We start from the raw sequence: 17096 nt of genomic DNA on the forward strand, positions 1-17096 counted from the left end.
ATCATCTCTAGCAGATTAGAAAGGAGCAAATCCTTCCTGACTGATCCGGACCTGCTGTTCGGGATAGACTTCACGCATCCGGCGAGCCACCACTTGATATGCTTCCGGATGATACCAGTCACTATATCTTAGTTCTTCGTATTTATCTCGTATGCCTAGTTGCTGCGTTCGTCTTCCATGGGCTCCATCTCCCATGAAAAAATCATCAATGCATACTAAATCTACGACCGGACGAAGGAGTTCGGGAAATGCTTCACTGCTAGGCAGTACGGGTGCGATGGCAACTTGTGTAGGAATTCCAGCTTCGCGCAGCTTGCGAAGTGTTTGTATACGAGCCTGAATAGGAGGAGCCGATGGAGAGAAATGTTTACGAATATCATCAAGATCGGTTTCTACCGTCATACTTACCCGCACCCGATTGCCCAGTTTTTGAAGAAGATCAATATCTCTTTTTACGAGCGGGCTTCGGGTTTGTACCAGCAGAAAATTGGGCTGAACCTCTGTCATAACTTCAAGCAAAGAACGTGTAATTTCTTCTTTGTATTCGGGAGGTTGATAGGGGTCCGTACTTGAAGACATAAAGATCGTAACCGCACCCTTTTTCTTTTCTCTGATCAGCTCTTTTGTCAGTAGTGCTGCACTTTCTTTCTTTATGTCTACCCAGGTTCCCCATTCTTTTCCTCGGAATAAAGAAACGGGCATTTTACGAACGTAACAATAGGAACAGCCAAAAGTACAGCCCGTATATGGGTTAAGGGAATGGGAGTATCCGGCCAGGAAGCCAGTCCCCTTATTTAGTAAAGTTTTAGGTTGTTTATATTCATAATCTATACTCATAAGTTAAATCCCTTTCAAGAAATGGTATTATCTTTCCTCATTATATTACACCTATAATATCGAATAATCGAATATACGGACATACACTGAATGTTCGAGCAGATACCTAAGGAAGTTAAAAAGTAGAACCTAAGGAAGTTGAAGAGTAGATATCAAAAAAAACAGCGACCCTATTAGTAAGGCTGCTGCTTTTCATCATTTAATGCTGGAATACAGGCTGTTCCGTGAGCACGCCATCTTCCATATATACGACCCGATCACAGAGATCGAGCATCCGGGTATCATGTGTAACCATGATTGCCGCTTTGTTTCTTTCTTTTACTTCTTGTGAGAGCATTTCCACGACGGCCCGGCCCCGTTCAGAATCAAGACTAGCTGTTGGCTCATCGGCCAGCAGAATTTCTGGATCATTCATCCAGGCTCTAGCGATCGCAACACGCTGACGTTCACCGCCCGAGAGATTTTCCGGATAGGCATGGGCGCGGTGACTTAGCCCAAGTCTACTTAACATCTCATCGGCTTTCTGGTTTGCTTGTTTTCCTTTCTTACCAGACAGTTCAGCGATTAAAAGGAGCTGATCCTTTACCGTCAGATAAGGGATGAGATTGGCCGATTGAAATACAAATCCGATTTTATCAAGACGTATTTCATTCATTTGCTTCTCTGAGAATTGACTCAGGTCTTGTCCGCCAATGACAATACGTCCGCTGGAAGGCGCAAGCAGTGCGCCAGCAACGGAGAGAAAGGTGCTTTTCCCGGAACCGGATGGACCGACTAGGGCAACAAATTCACCGGCCTTTACATTCAAGGTTACATTCTTCAGTACTTTAATAGAAGAGTCGCCGTCACCAAATGTTTTTGTAATATTTTCTAGTTGTAATTTAAGATTTTCTGTGTTCATTAAGCAGCCCTCCCTATAGCTTCGATCGCATCAATTTTAGCAACTCGGTACACGGACAGTAGAGAACCAAGGATAGATACTACGATAAACAGAATCGAACATAGAGCAACTAGTGATGGACTCAGGTCAAATGGCATACTTGCAGGAAGTATAGCTGCGACACCATAAGTTAGCAGGATGCTCAAGGCGAGACTGACAATCGTTATGATTAAAATTTGGGACATCACATTACGCACCAGGTAACTGTTTTTTGCGCCAATGGCTTTGAGTACACCGAATTGATTCATCTTTTGAATGGTAATCACGTAGAAGAATACCGCCAGAACAAAGGCAGCAATGACAAATAAGAAGGCAATCATCATGAGAAGCGAGCCGCTTTCTTCTTTATACCCAGGAATTCCAGCTAACGTGTCATCCTTGGCTATGACTTCAATGTCACTGATCTGACTGACTTCGTCAGCAATGGCATCTGTTGTTTTTAAAGCGATCGCGTTAAAATGGAAAATTTCACTATCCGGATCCGCATCATGAAGTGCAAACCATCCTGCCATATTCATGTGAAGAACCGGAGTATGGCTGTAGGATTGTCCTTCCGTAAAACCAATAATGGTGAACGACTTGCCTGAGGATTGATCCTGGATTCGGTCGCCAACCGCAAATCCTTCCTCCTTCAGAGAAATATCAGCGACCACTTCGTCCGCCGTTTTATTGTCGATCATTGAACCCTCTACAACGGTTGGAGCGATAAAGCTGTCCTTATCAATGGCAAAGAAGGAAGCATCAATTTTGGTGCTTGTCCCTTCTTTGGTTAATGTACTCATCTGCAGACCGAGAGGTGTAGCCCCTTCATCCCCAGTAATGGATCTTACTTGGTCCAATGTTTCACTCGATAACAAAGAACGATTCAGTTTGAGTTCGGATTCATTCTGCATAACAATGTAATCTGCGTCCATATTTTGCAGCGACGATACGTTGTCATTACTGAGACCCTTGGCAAGACCCGTAACGAACAAGACGAGCCATGCAATGAGAACCATAATGAGACCGATCAGCAGATAGCGTAATTTGGCGTGTTTCATTTCTCGTAAAGCTAAAAACATACGTTTCAACCCCATTCCTTAAGCTTTTCTATATTTTTAATTTCTCACCCACTGCTTAAGTATCAGGTTGAAATATGAACGGAGGATGAACAGCATATTACAAATGGAACATATAAAAAAACCTCCCCAGGTTTTCACTCAGGGGAGGAGATCGGGATCCATATTTGAATGCATGTACCTTTTCCTAGTTCACTATGAACCGTAATCTGTCCATCGTGCATATCAATAATTCGTTTTACGATCGCGAGTCCAAGACCACTGCTGCCTTCGCTGCGATTTCGAACTTTATCGGTTTTATAGAATCGATTGAAGATATAAGGGAGGTCTTCTTCCTTGATCCCTATGCCGGTGTCTTCAATTTCGATCAAATGATGGTTATCTTTCTCTTCAAGCCGAATTCGAATGGTTCCTCCGGGATCAGTGAACTTAATACTGTTCGTAATTAGATTAACCCATACTTGATGCATCCATTTTGGATCCGCATAGATCGGTGCGGAAGAGAGCTGTAGATCTAAAGTAATTTCTTTTTCCCGCCAGTTCCATTCCAGCATATACACAACCTGTTTAATCTGATCTTTGGCAGAATAAAGCTGCTTATCAATGATGGATTCCTCTTTATCCAGTGAGGCTAGAGTGAGCAGTTGTTTACTTAATTGAGATAGTCTTCGGCTCTCGTCAGAAATAACATCAAGGTAATGCAAGCGTTCCTCTTCTGTTAACTGATTTGATTTCAAGCGCTCAGAGAATCCTTGGATTGAAGTAAGAGGGGATTGGATTTCATGAGAAACGTTCGAGACAAACTCTTGGCGCATCGATTCGAGTTGTTCTAAGCTTTTTGCCATCTGTGAGAAATGATTAGCCAGCATACCGATCTCATCTCGTCTTCGAGCATGTAACTTAATATGATAATTGCCTTTGGCAATTTGTTTGGTTGCTTCCGTTAAGCGAGTGACGGGCTTCACAATATATCTCGTGCTAATGAAGACAAGTATAATACTGATTAGTGTTGTCAGAACGAGAAGTAAGGCAAAGAAAATACGAAGTTCTCCGAACTGCAGCTCTACATTAGGGCGAACAAAAAGAGCGTGCGTCTTCCCGTTAACAGTAATAGGCATCCCAATCGAGTTGCTGAGTGAATTGTCAAAGAAACCAGTGATAAATAATTTTGCAGGAAAGTCGGCAATGCCGTGATATACTTGTCCGCCGAGCACCTGGCGAATAACGTCTGCATCTAAATTTTTCTTACGAAAATCTCCGCCATAAAAAGTTCCTTGATCCGGTGAGTCGGCTAGATAGATTTGATACCCTAAATCTCCGATGCTGTTAAGATAAGCAGGTAAGTTCACTTCCGGGTTCTCTTTATAGAACTGAATGATATCGTTTGTCATGACTGTCATCTTTTTATCGTTATAAGGCTTCAAATTATACTGGTAGTACGTATTAGAGATGACAAAAGCCAGCAGGCTGCTGAGCAGCATGACCAAGGCAGTCGTAAGTACAATACGAAGATACAGTGTTTTCACCTTGAGCAGACCTCCAGTTTATACCCAATACCGCGAATTGTTTTTATAACAAAATCATCGCTTCGATGTTGGAATCGCTCTCTAAGACGTTTAATATGTACATCAACTGTACGATCATCTCCCCTGAAGTCGGCTCCCCATACGAGATGAATTAATTCTTCTCTGGAATAGATTCGGTCTGGGTAGCTGGCGAGCTGGGATAATAACTCGAATTCTTTCATCGGAAGCATTAATAACTGATCATCACAGTACACTTCATAGCTGTCTCGATCAATGATCGTTCTTCCGAGTGTAATCTTTTGAGAATTAACCATTCGGTAACGTCGTAACAGTGCTTTGATACGAAAAATAAGTTCTTTTGGCTCAAAAGGTTTGGTTACATAATCATCTGTTCCTAGCGCATATCCTTTTTCCTTATCAATGAGTTGATCTTTCGCAGTCAGCAAAATGACAGGGATATCATAATACTTGCGAATTTCCTCAACCAGCTCATACCCATCTTTGCCAGGCATCATAATGTCAACGACGGCGAGATGAATTTGTTCCGTAGATAGAAGCGAGGAAGCCATCGTTCCATCAGCCGCTTCGTATACGGTATATCCTTCTGCAGATAGATAAAAATGGACCAGTTCCCGGATATGTACGTCATCATCAGCAACTAAAATGTGGATCATAAGAGTTCATACCTTTCTTTATTGTTAAAACTTTGAAATAGAAGGATATAACGTACAAATATAAGGTTAATGTACAGTAAACCAAGCTATTCAAGAAATTATCTTATACCCCGAACCGAAGAAAGGCAAATAAACACATCATAATAGTGAATAAAGAAAGGATGAAGAACATGATTAAACAACCCACCGTTACACTTCCAGATGGAACGCAGCTTCCGGCGATTGGGCAAGGAACATGGCGTATTGGAGATGACCCAAGCAAAAGAATGGAGGAAATAGCAGCACTCCGGCTGGGTGTAGAACTCGGGATGAAAGTGATTGACACTGCCGAGATGTATGGGGAAGGTTTATCAGAGGAACTGGTAGGTGAAGCGATTCACGGGATCAGAGATGAAGTTTTTCTGGTATCTAAAGTATACCCTCATAATGCAGGGAAAAACCGAATCATTACAAGCTGCGAACAAAGCCTTAGAAGACTAAAAACAGATCACCTGGATCTTTATTTATTACACTGGAGAGGCGACATTCCGCTCGCAGAAACCATCCAAGGAATGCAGCGACTCGTCGAGGAAGGAAAGATTGACCGCTGGGGTGTATCGAACCTGGATAAGGACGATATGGAAGAATTAATACAGCTGGATAAAGGAAATCGATGCATGGTAAATCAGGTGCTGTATCACTTGGGATCGAGAGGAATTGAAGTCGATTTGTTACCGTGGCAAGAAAAACATCAGATGCCAATCATGGCTTATTCACCTTTAGCTCAAGGAGGAAGTCTTAGAAAAGAGTTAGTGCAGCACGAGACGGTGATAAAAGTAGCCGAAAAACAAGGCATTAGTCCATATCAATTACTATTAGCCTGGACACTCCGTTCAGGTAATGTCCTTTCGCTGCCTAAATCTTCGAGTGAAAAGCATGTTAAGGAAAATGCATTCGTATATGAAGTAATGTTGTCAGCGGAAGATCTTAAACAACTGGATGAGGCTTTTCCCGCACCTATGAATAAGGTTCCACTTGATATCGTATAAAAAATAGAATAAACAAGCCCCGATTAGATCACCATACACTATGTAATCGTGAAATGGTTTTACATTAGACACCATTATCAAATGGTGATAACACTTGGATCAAAAGGGGCTTGATATTCATGTCAGTTTTCATTGGTATTGTAGGAATACTCTTGTTGCTTGGTGTATGTTATTTACTGAGCAATGATAAAAAGAATATCAATTTCAGGGCCATTATTGTCCTGATTTTAGTTCAATTGGCAGTAACCATAGTCATGTTCAAAACGACATTTGGTAATATGATTGTAGAAGCAATTTCTAATGGAGTTTCCCACGTACTTACCTATGGACATGAAGGAATTAGTTTTATTCTGGGTGATCTGGTTCCGGCAGATGGCAGCATCTTTTTCTTTAATGTTCTTTTGCTGATTATTTTCACGTCCACGCTGCTTTCCATTCTTACCTATCTTCGAATATTGCCAATGGCAATCAAGTACATAGGTGGTGCTTTGGCTAAAATTACTGGATTATCGAAAGTGCTCACTTTTAACAGTGTGAATAGTATTTTCTTTGGCCAGTCAGAGGCATTTCTTGCAATTAAATCCCATCTCGATAAGATGAATCGGAATAAGTTGTTTGTTGTATCGACTGTTGCGATGGCAAGTGTCTCTGCCTCGATCATGGGGTCTTATATGACGATGATTCCTCCACAGTATGTGCTTGTCGCGATGCTGCTTAATGCACTATCGGGACTCATTATTACGACCTTCATGGCACCAACGAAGGAAGCAGAAGAAGAAGTAATAAATATTAAAGATGCCTCAAATTCTAAATCTTTATTTGAAGCAATATCAGCCGGAGCGCTCGATGGAGGAAGGATAGCACTGATCGTAGCGGCTATGTTGGTTGCATATGTAGGTCTTATCGCACTCGTTGACGGCTTATTAGTAGCTGTGATCGGACTTTCGTTCACCCAGCTTTTAGGCTATATATTTAGCCCGATCGCTTTTATTATGGGGGTTCCATCGAATGAAATAACAACGGCAGGTGCGATTATGGGGACGAAGCTCGCAACGAACGAATTTGTAGCCATGTTGGAGTTTCAACCTTTGATTCCGGGGCTATCCGCAAAAACGGTAGCGATCGTGTCTTCGTTCCTCGTTTCGTTTGCTAACTTTAGTTCTATTGGGATCATCTCGGGTTCCATCCAGGCGCTAAATGGGGAAAAAGCAAAGATAGTCGCTACTTTTGGACTTAAAATGCTGCTCGCAGCTACCTTTGTTTCGATCCTGACGGCTACGATTGTTGGATTGTTCGTTTAAAAAAAATCAGGACAATTAAAGAATACCTTAATGACGGAGACAGCAGTCTTCGTCTTTTTATTTTTGCTAAGCAAAGAAGAAAGTGGATGGCATAGAAGCTCTAGTAATGAAACTGTTACCGTCATCGTAAGTATAATGATGAGGTGATAACATGAACGAACCGTTTAACAATGAAAATAAAAAAACAGAACAATTGAAATCTTTTATACGAGATAATACGGATAAACCGCTAACTTCAAATGAAGGAATTAAGATTTCAGATGATGAAAATTCGCTAAAAGCAGGAGACCGCGGACCTACCCTGCTTGAAGATTTTTTGTTTCGGGAGAAGCTTGCTCATTTTGACCGTGAGCGAATTCCCGAACGTGTTGTCCATGCCCGGGGATACGGAGCACATGGTATTTTTCAGGTATATGAATCTCAAGAGGAATTAACAATGGCTCATTTTCTGCAAGATCCCAGCTTGAAAACACCTGTTTTTCTAAGGTTTTCACAAGTTGCAGGATCGAGAGGAGCGAATGAAACAGACCGTGATGTGCGCGGTTTTGCAACTAAATTTTACACAGAAGAAGGAAATTTTGATCTGGTAGGCAATAATATTCCGATCTTTTTTATTCAGGATAGTATTAAATTTCCGGATCTGATCCATGCCGTAAAGCCAGAACCGGATAATGAGATACCGCAAGGACAGACTGCACATGATACGTTTTGGGACTTTGTTACTTCGAATCAAGAGTCGGCAGCGATGACCCTCTGGATTATGTCGGATCGAACGATTCCTCGCAGTTTCCGCATGATCGAAGGGTTTGGAGTACATACGTTTCGGCTCGTTAATAAACATGGAAAATCACGATTTGTAAAATTTCACTGGAAACCGCTGCTGGGTCTTCATTCTCTCCTATGGGATGAGGCGCAAAAGATTGGGGGTGTTGACCCTGACTTCCATCGCAGAGACTTGTGGGAGAATATTGAAGCAGGAAACTATCCAGAATGGGAACTAGGCATTCAGGTCATTGAAGAAGAGGATGAGTATAAATTCACCTTTGATATCCTTGACGCTACAAAATTGTGGCCTGAGGAACTCGTTCCGGTACGTAAAATCGGAAAGATGACGCTTAATCGAAATGTAGATAATGTTTTTGCAGAAACGGAGCAAGTTGCTTTACACCCAGGAAATATCGTCCGCGGAATTGATTTTACGAACGACCCTTTATTACAAGGAAGATTGTTATCCTACACAGATACACAAATTTACCGGGTTGGGACGAATTTTCAGCAACTTCCGATTAATAGACCGGTTTGTCCCGTTCATAATAACCAAAGAGACGGTAATGCCAGGTATGTAATCGACCAAGGGAAAGTAGCCTATCATAACAATTCACTCGCGAATAATACACCCTACACGGTCCCTGGAACAAAAGGAGGTTTTGTAACTTACCCATCATTAGTACACGGGTATAAAGTAAGAGCTACAGCCCCTAGTTTTGAAGATCATTTTTCACAAGCTAAATTGTTTTGGAATAGTATGAGTCCCGTAGAAAAACACCACATTATTGACGCTTACTCTTTTGAACTTGGAAAAGTGAACTCGATCGAAATTCGGCAAAAACTGGTGAACATGCTTGCTCATATTGATCGGGTACTGGCTACACGCGTGGGGGAGAATTTAACTTTACAACCGGCAGATGTTCCCGAATCTACAGTGACTGAATCGAGCCCCGCACTGAGTATGATGAACACCCGTTATCTTCCGAATACCTTAAAAGTAGGTGTGCTCGTTGATGAAGGGTTTGCAGGTGAAGAAACAAGAGAAGTATTAGAAATGTTAATTAAAAATGGATTGAAACCGGTGATCATCAGTGTTAGAAATGGCATGATTCGTGATGATAAGGGAGACCAGTGGGTAGTCAATGCAAGTTTTTTAACGACATCTCCTGTACTTTATGATGGTCTTTACCTAGTAGGAAGTGAGAATGCTGATCCATATTTTAATAACCGGGCGAGGGCATTTATTGTGGAATCTTATAATCATTTTAAACCGATTGGAAGTTCACCATTAGGCGAGAAGTTGCTCCAGGAACTCGGCATCGTCGGTAAACCAGGCGTAGTTACTAACCATTCAGCAAAAGTTTTCTCAAAAGTATTTACCGAAGCCATGGCAAAACAGCGCTTCTGGGATCGTTACTAAGCTCATTCTAGAAAAAAAGTGAAGAAAGAGGGTCTTTCCTGAATACAGGAAGACCCTCTTTCTATACATAAAATTATGATTTATAAGTAGTCAATTTATGAATTTGATTCACTGATAAATCTGTTTTTTGCTGCCCCAAGTCCGCAGATGAAAATTAAGATACTTGCTGCGAACAATAAGAACAGCGGAATCGTCCAGCTTGCAGTCAGATCATGCAGGTAACCAAACATCATAGGACCGACAGCTGCCATAAGATAACCAACGGACTGCGCCATACCTGATAATTCGGCTGCTTCACCTGCTGTTTTTGTACGAAGATTGAAAAACATCATTACTAGACCAAAAGAGAAGGAACCGGCAATTCCAATCAGGGAAACCCAGAGAGGAACGAGGGCGGTACTTCCAAAAATAAGTCCTAAAATTCCAACCGTATACAGCGAGAAAGTAACGTATACAAGTGGAGTTTGGCTTTTCATTCGGCTAGCCAAGATCGGAACCAGAAAAGTAAATGGCATCATCGAAAATTGGGTGAGTGATAACATCCACCCGGCCGTGTCCGCTACCATGCCGCGGTCCATAAGGATCTCTGGCAGCCAGGATACAATATTATAAAAAATAAAAGATTGCAGTCCCATGAAGAAGGTGATCTGCCAAGCGAGCGGTGACTTCCACATGTTCACCTGAGATCGGTAAGAAGCTGAGGTAGCTGCACTTAGCCGGGCCGATCTCATCCGAGGCAGCCAGGTCGCCAGGGCAAGAACGGTAAGGATGACCCAGCAAACAAGAGCACCTTTCCAGCCGATTCCAAGCTGCACAGCAAGCGGGATGCTGATTCCAGAAGCGAGAGCACCGCATATATTCATTGACAGTGTATAGGCACCAGTCATAACTCCTACTTTATTCGGGAATTCCTGCTTCACCAGACTCGGTAAGAGAACATTACATACGGCGATGCCAAGTCCAACGAGTATCGTACCTGCAAAAAGGGATCCAGCGCCAAATAAGGTGCGTCCTATGGCCCCAAGCGCAATGAATAACAAGGCACAAAAAATAACCCGTTCCATGCCGAATCGGCGTGAAAGTTTTGAAGCAAATGGGGAAAGTACAGCAAAAGCAAGTAAGGGTACAGTGGTAATCATACCGGCTAATGTGTTCGATATCCCTGTACTTTCTTTAATAGAACCAAGCAATGGTCCGATGGAAGTAATGGGAGCACGTAAATTTGCTCCTACTAAAAGAAGGGCTATTACAAGAATAAAGCTTTCGCTTATTCTCCATTGCCGCTGCGTTACAGCGGATTTTTCAATTGATTTCATTCATGCTGCCTCCAAATTGTATAAAATGTTGTTTAGATTCTTCGATGTAATGATGGACAGCATCTACTGCTCGTACCTGATCTTGTTCTACAATTGCGTTTAACAGTTGTTCATGCGTGTCTTTACTGTAGTAGGCGTCGCCTGTCTTTGCGGTTATTTTAGTTACCATCTCTTTGAGGGCATCCGTAATATGTTCATAGAGGTCCATTAGAAGACCATTCTTGCTTGCTGCAACAATCGCCTTATGAAACGCTACATCCCAATCCGCAAAATCTTCATACTGTCCATTTTGTATCGCTTCATTCTGACACTGAAAACATAGCCTGATTTGTTCTATGTCGGACTCGGTTCGGTTATTCGCTGCGAGATAGGCCGCTTCTCGCTCCAAAGCGTGGCGTACTTCGAGAGATTGAATATAATCCGTTCTGTTCACTCTTTTCTGTAATACGGGACCAAGGGAACTAGATGCAGAAACATAGGTTCCATCGCCTTGCCTCGTTTTCAAAAGTCCCGCATGGGTTAAGGCCTTAATCGCTTCTCTAAGCGTATTTCGGCTAACTTCCAATTGACCCATCAGTTCGGGTTCAGGGGGAATCTTTGATCCGAGAGGCCATTCTCCCGTTTCAATTAATTGTTCCAATTGGTCTACAATCTGTTCGGTCAGCGAACGCTTCGTTGTTTTACGTAAATTCATTTCTGTACCTCCAAACGTAGGATGTTTGGCCCTTTGATATTATAGCTGTCCGAGGAGGAAAAAGAAAAGGATAAAAACGGAAATGGTTCTCTTTATGAAAAATAAGGTGAATCTTACGCAACTCATGTAGGGTTCGAAGCGTTTACATAAATAAGGAGGTGTTCTGATGAGAAAAAAGATGAAAAAAGGCACCGCTGTGCTCATTACTATCTTGGTACTTATACTGGCAGCTTGCGGGCAGAATGGAGCAAGCGGACCATCAACAGAACCTGGAACCGATCAGGAAAACAATCGACCAACTGAACCAGAAGTGATCGTGAAGGAAGCCAGCGGAACATTTACAGGACTCGCAGATTCGCATACCATTGAAGTCATTCTTGAGAATGGGGAAGCAGAGGCGTATCAATTTGGCGAATCGCTGATGGAAGAGATCTCTATTCTTCAGGAGAATGATACCGTTTCTTTAAAATATGAAGAGAAACCGATTGAAGGAGAAGATACCTTGAAGCAGCGGGTACTTGTCGAGATAGTTAAAACAGGGACAAGCGTTGGGACATTACCTAACGAAGAGGATGACAATTCCGAAAGTCGTCCCGCTACACAAGAGCTAACGCTTACGTTAGAAGGGATGACTGAACAGAAGGAAGCAAGTATCATCTCTGCTGCGGACGGTTATTCCTTTTATGTTTTTGATATTTTCACGTTCAATCCGGAAACAGGACTGCTCACGATGGACGTTGATCCGAATTATGCAGTCCAGATCGAGAAACTGCCTGCTGATATTCAGCTCCAGGAACAGAAGGAGCAAGGAACGCGAGCCCTTGCTGAGTATGGAGAGGTAGAGGTCGTATCTGAAGAGAAGAGACCTGAAGCAATGAAGGATGCCAGCCTATTTCTAACTGCAAAGGAAGAAAAGAGCGGAACATCACGTCAATATATTGTGAAGGAACTAGACGGAAATGATTTCGTTTTTATCATCACAATTCCAGTAGGTGAACCATCGGAAGGTTTTGTACCGCATGTTTATGCGAGTTTAAACACGATTGAACTGGAACATGAATAATCAAAATGTCAACAGAAAAAGTCAAGAGAAAAGCGCCCCCCTTAAGAACAAGGGGATGCGCTTTTTTATTCATAAAAAACTGCTGACGATATCTCCGCGGAGAGATGTTCTCCTGCTTGGTAAAGCAAGAAGTGAAATAAGCAGCTTGATTAAATCCGACTTTTTCTGCAACACGGCTGATACTGTAATCGGTTTGTACTAGTAAAAGCTTGGCCTGTTCAATTCGGTACCGCTGTAAGTACTCTACTGGAGAACAGCCATACTCTTTTTGCATACAGCGAGCAATATATACCGGATGGAAATTAATGTTCAGACCCATAGTATGAGCTTTGAATTCATCCCGGTAGTGTGACCGCAAATAACTGGCTGCTTTCTCAGCACAGGCTAAAGAAGGAGAAGCGGAAGGATGTACGCCTGTTGCGGCAAGCAGCTGAATGAGTTCTTGAAAAAGAACTTGCTGATTCCACAGCGCTCTTGTCTGATGCCCGTTTTGTACAAGTCCTGTGAGCGTATCTAATAATTCGATCGTGCGCTGCATTTGCGTCAAACGACCGAACTGAGGGATTTCAATCGTAAAATAGTTGGGAATCATAAACTGCAGCTCAATTGCATCCTCCTTCTGAAACATCAGTGACTTGTCGATGCCCCATTCTCCGCTCGTCTTAAAATGCAGCCAGTAGTAGGTTGTATCTGCAGAACAATCCTTCGTCCCATAATGATGAGCATCCGGTCGTAGAATAAGATACAACCCAGATTCAACTTGGTACGGTTCGCCGTTCTCCATCACATCAAGTTGACCGCTGACGACAACAAGCAGATCGAAGATGCCGAAATTCTTTCGATTAGGCTGTTTGCCTGCATAAGGTGCCTCGCACAGACCGCTTATGATGTACTCCGGAAGAGGAGGGACCGTAAAATGTAAAGTTGTCATAGGTATAACCTTTCAAATCGAATTGAGGTTTCAAATTTATAAGTATGAGTTCATAAAATGATATTATAAATCCATTATACCAACTATAATTTGAAAAGTTAACGCGCTGTATTCGTCATTTTACTTATAGCGCCACTTTCTCATCGGAGGTTGGAATACTAGATATGAATACCAAAAAATTCACCCTGTGGGTGCTGGCTTGGCCTATTTTTATTGAGCTGTTTCTACAGTTTTTGCTTGGAGCAGTAGATACATTAATGGTCAGTCGTATTTCGGATGACGCAGTAGCCGTTGTTGGATTTTCCAATCAACTGTTTCAAGCGATGACGGTTCTGTTCACAACGGTGGCCAGCGGAGCAGGAATACTGATCGCTCAGAAGCTGGGATCGCATAAAAAGATGGATGCCCGTGTCATTGGAATCATGGCGTTCACGGTAACGACCATCCTTGGAGCGGTATGCAGTGTAATCCTTGTTGCATCTCCGCAAAGAATTGCAATGGCATTACAATTACCGGAGCATTTACTGCCGCTGGCAGGTATCTATATCTCGATTGTTGGCGGAGGCATGATCTTGATTGCGATGATGGCCACAATGAGCACTGTCATACGGAATACAGGGAATACGAAAGGACCCATGTATGTCGCACTTGGGATGAATGTGATTCATGTGTTTTTGAATTATGCTTTCATTTTTGGAGCGTTTGGATTTCCACAGTGGGGCTTGACGGGCGTAGCTATTTCTACTGTTGCAAGTCGCTTACTCGCAGTCATTTTGCTTCTCCTAATGTTCTTACGGTCCTTTGAATACCGGATCAAGTGGCGGGAACTAACCGTATTTAATCGGCCTTTATTCGGTGAAATACTGAAGATTGGATGGCCGCTTGGCGTTAATATGTCTTGTTGGGTGTTTTCTCAGCTTATTATTTACTCCTACATCGCCACACTTGGTGCGGCAGAACTAGCGGCGCGGACCTATATGAATACGCTTGAATCGTTCTGTTTTCTGCTTGGGTCATCGATCGCAATGGCAGCACAGATCCAAATAGCGCATCTCTTCGGAGCTGGCCGAGTCCGGGAAGCTTACCGGAGTGCCTACCGTGCACTGGGTGTCGGGGCGATCTATGTGGTTGTGAATGCGCTAATTCTTTATCTATTTGGAAGACAGCTTCTCGGACTCTTTACGGATGATCAGACGATTATCGCGATTGGTGCATCCTTGCTTGGGATGAACCTCATTCTTCAGCCTGGCAAAATGCTGAATATGGCACTTGGTAACTCGCTTAATGCGATTGGTGATACGAGATTCACCATGTATATCTCGCTCGGGTCCATGTGGATCATTGCTACAGGAATGTCATATGTACTTGGGATTCATCTAGGTTTTGGTCTGATCGGTATCTATTCTTGTATGATTGTGGATGAGTACTTAAGAGGGATTTTGTCTTATGTGAGGTGGCGGGGTCAGAAGTATTTACGAAAAGCAGAAGCGGCAGAACAGCAAAAGCCTGATGGGGTGTCGGTAGAACCTGTCGTAGTAATTTAAGGTTGACAAAGGAAATGAATACCAATATAATCCATTTAACCAATTGAAAATTCAAATGTGCTGATTAGAAATAGTAGAAGTGAGGAACTCTTTCAGAGAGCCGTTGGCAGGTGTGAATACGGCAGCAGTTACCACTTTGAACTCGTCTATGAACAGCTGCCTGAATATAGTAGGGTTCGCCGGGATTCCGCCGTTACAAGGATAGATGGTCTTCGCCATCGAACAAAGATTGTTTCCTATCCGTACATCTGTAGGGGTAAGAAACGAATTAGAGTGGTACCGCGGGTTAACCTCGTCTCTATAGCAGAGACGGGGTTTTTTGTTTGCTAAATTCCGGGTTTAGCAAGCCTCGTGTTTACATAAAATGAATTACATTCTTATTTTCCGTGAGGAGGAAGTTTACATGACAAATCGCAATGTATTGGTACTAGATACGACCCTGAGAGATGGAGAACAAGTTCCTGGAGCGAAACTAAACACCTTGCAGAAAATTGAATTTGCACAACAGCTGAAACGGTTAAATGTAGATATGATCGAGGCAGGTTTTCCCGCTTCTTCTCAAGGAGATTTTCATGCGGTTCAACAAATCGCGAAAAAAGTAGGAGATCAAATCTCAATAACGGCTCTCGCAAGAGCGGTGAAAAGTGATATTGATGCCGTTTATGAAAGTATTAAGCTGGCACAGAATCCGTTCATTCATATCGTGCTTGGAACTTCTAATATTCATCTCGAGAAAAAATTCGCTCGATCAGAGGATGCCGTCATGCAGATGGGAGTAGATGCGGTGAAATATGCGAAGACGCTGCTTCCCGAGGTACAGTATTCGACGGAGGATGCTTCTCGGTCTGATTTTGAATATTTGTGGAGAACGATTGAGGCAGTAGTGAAAGCTGGTGCGACAATTATTAACGTTCCAGATACCGTTGGATACGCCGTTCCTGAAGAGTTTGGTGATTTGGTAAGAAGAATTAATGAACGCCTTAAGAATCTAAACGATAAAGTGATACTAAGTGTTCATTGTCATAATGATTTGGGGATGGCGACGGCAAATACGCTGAGTGCCATTAAGAACGGGGCGGAAAAAGTAGAGTGTACCATTAATGGACTCGGTGAACGTGCAGGGAATACCTCTCTAGAAGAAGTCGTCATGGGGCTAAAGGTAAGAGAGAACTTTTACGGCTGTACGACCCGAATACAGACGAAAGAAATTTTGCAGACTTCCCGGCTATTGACGCATTTAACAGGGCTGGATGTCCAAGTGAATAAGGCGATTACGGGGGATAATGCTTTTGCTCACTCCTCTGGAATTCATCAGGACGGTTTGCTCAAAGATAAGAATGTATATGAGATCATGTCACCTGAAGAAGTGGGCGGAGAAAAAATGGAGCTCATCCTTACAGCAAGATCGGGACGGCATGCATTTAAAAATGCAGTGGAACGTATGGGGTTCAGCGTTTCGAGTACAGAAGAATTTGAATTTTTATTTGAAAAGTTCATTACCCTGGCCGATGCCAAAAAAGAAGTGTACGACCATGATGTATTTTATCTGGTGACCGAACATTTAAACCAGCCACAGTCAAGAGGACACTTATATGAATTGGCATCCTTTCAAGTGGTCACGAACGATCAGTATCCAACGGCCAGTGTAGAACTGAAAAAGGGAGATGATGTCCTCAGAGGAAGCTCCATCGGTGACGGGCCGATTGATGCGCTTTATAGTGTCATTAAAACGTTAACGGATCTGGATGTTCAGCTGACCCACTACAAAATAAATAGTATATCCAGAGGGAAAGAAGCGGTCGGACGAGTGCATTTGCAGATCTCATGTGATGGAAAGACGTACACAGGGCGTGCGATGGATACGGATATCATTAAGGCCAGTGCGATCGCATATATTAATGGGATTAATGCAGTGATCTTGGATCAGATGGAGCTTACGGAAGACCTGGTGGAACAATAACAATTCATGAACTTCATCTCATTATCATCAAAATAA

14 protein-coding genes and 1 other annotated feature are annotated in these 17096 nt (G+C 42.8%); of the genes, 6 read left to right on the forward strand and 8 right to left on the reverse strand.

From position 1 onward, the window contains the following. Positions 1-15: 15 nt before the first annotated feature. The 5 genes from KJS58_RS06505 to KJS58_RS06525 form a co-directional block, all read right to left on the reverse strand. A complete protein-coding gene (locus KJS58_RS06505; RefSeq protein WP_213531544.1) occupies positions 16-837 on the reverse strand; it encodes an SPL family radical SAM protein in 822 nt (273 codons plus the stop codon). A 199-nt stretch (positions 838-1036) separates the two neighbouring features. Next, on the reverse strand, positions 1037-1738 hold the full coding sequence (locus KJS58_RS06510; RefSeq protein WP_213531546.1) for an ABC transporter ATP-binding protein: 702 nt from the start codon (positions 1736-1738) through the stop codon (positions 1037-1039). Beyond that, a complete protein-coding gene (locus KJS58_RS06515; protein ID WP_213531810.1) occupies positions 1738-2838 on the reverse strand; it encodes an ABC transporter permease in 1101 nt (366 codons plus the stop codon). The genes KJS58_RS06510 and KJS58_RS06515 overlap by 1 nt, the downstream gene beginning before the upstream one ends. A 134-nt stretch (positions 2839-2972) precedes the next feature. Further along, a complete protein-coding gene (locus KJS58_RS06520; protein WP_213531548.1) occupies positions 2973-4361 on the reverse strand; it encodes a sensor histidine kinase in 1389 nt (462 codons plus the stop codon). After that, complete coding sequence (locus KJS58_RS06525; RefSeq protein WP_213531550.1) at positions 4358-5035, reverse strand: response regulator transcription factor; 678 nt, start codon at positions 5033-5035, stop codon at positions 4358-4360. The genes KJS58_RS06520 and KJS58_RS06525 overlap by 4 nt, the downstream gene beginning before the upstream one ends. 161 nt (positions 5036-5196) lie before the next feature. Here KJS58_RS06525 and KJS58_RS06530 point away from each other — a divergent pair, with 161 nt between their 5' ends. The 3 genes from KJS58_RS06530 (at position 5197) to KJS58_RS06540 (ending at position 9552) form a co-directional block, all read left to right on the forward strand. Next, positions 5197-6063, forward strand: a complete 867-nt coding sequence (locus tag KJS58_RS06530; protein WP_374705789.1) for an aldo/keto reductase — start codon at positions 5197-5199, stop codon at positions 6061-6063. Between the two features lie 119 nt (positions 6064-6182). After that, positions 6183-7364 (forward strand): NupC/NupG family nucleoside CNT transporter, encoded by a 1182-nt coding sequence (locus KJS58_RS06535; RefSeq protein WP_213531554.1) that lies wholly within the window; start codon positions 6183-6185, stop codon positions 7362-7364. Between the two features lie 151 nt (positions 7365-7515). After that, positions 7516-9552: a catalase gene (locus tag KJS58_RS06540; protein ID WP_213531556.1), complete on the forward strand. Its 2037-nt coding sequence runs from the start codon at positions 7516-7518 to the stop codon at positions 9550-9552. Positions 9553-9647: 95 nt separating this feature from the next. Here the strand turns inward: KJS58_RS06540 and KJS58_RS06545 are convergent, their stop codons facing one another. Next, positions 9648-10868 carry a CynX/NimT family MFS transporter gene (locus KJS58_RS06545; RefSeq protein ID WP_213531558.1) on the reverse strand — a complete coding sequence of 407 codons (1221 nt, stop codon included), beginning with the start codon at positions 10866-10868 and terminating at the stop codon, positions 9648-9650. Further along, complete coding sequence (locus tag KJS58_RS06550; RefSeq protein WP_213531560.1) at positions 10855-11562, reverse strand: FadR/GntR family transcriptional regulator; 708 nt, start codon at positions 11560-11562, stop codon at positions 10855-10857. The genes KJS58_RS06545 and KJS58_RS06550 overlap by 14 nt, the downstream gene beginning before the upstream one ends. A gap of 166 nt (positions 11563-11728) precedes the next feature. On the opposite strand from KJS58_RS06550, the gene KJS58_RS06555 reads away from it, so the two are divergent. Then, complete coding sequence (locus tag KJS58_RS06555; protein WP_213531562.1) at positions 11729-12625, forward strand: hypothetical protein; 897 nt, start codon at positions 11729-11731, stop codon at positions 12623-12625. Here the strand turns inward: KJS58_RS06555 and KJS58_RS06560 are convergent. Beyond that, complete coding sequence (locus KJS58_RS06560; RefSeq protein WP_213531563.1) at positions 12540-13556, reverse strand: AraC family transcriptional regulator; 1017 nt, start codon at positions 13554-13556, stop codon at positions 12540-12542. The two genes, KJS58_RS06555 and KJS58_RS06560, sit on opposite strands and share 86 nt — an antisense overlap. 155 nt (positions 13557-13711) lie before the next feature. Between KJS58_RS06560 and KJS58_RS06565 the strand changes: the two genes are divergently transcribed. Together KJS58_RS06565 and KJS58_RS06570 are read left to right on the forward strand one after the other, a co-directional pair. Beyond that, positions 13712-15100: an MATE family efflux transporter gene (locus KJS58_RS06565; RefSeq protein ID WP_213531812.1), complete on the forward strand. Its 1389-nt coding sequence runs from the start codon at positions 13712-13714 to the stop codon at positions 15098-15100. Positions 15101-15151: 51 nt separating this feature from the next. Continuing rightward, positions 15152-15403 (forward strand) — a binding site (T-box leader). Between the two features lie 100 nt (positions 15404-15503). Then, the gene (locus tag KJS58_RS06570; RefSeq protein WP_213531565.1) at positions 15504-17060 is read left to right on the forward strand and encodes a 2-isopropylmalate synthase; all 1557 of its coding nucleotides are present in this window, start codon (positions 15504-15506) and stop codon (positions 17058-17060) included. Positions 17061-17096 lie beyond the last annotated feature (36 nt).

Source organism: Paenibacillus sp. J45TS6 (assembly GCF_018403285.1).
Taxonomy (GTDB): domain Bacteria; phylum Bacillota; class Bacilli; order Paenibacillales; family Paenibacillaceae; genus Paenibacillus.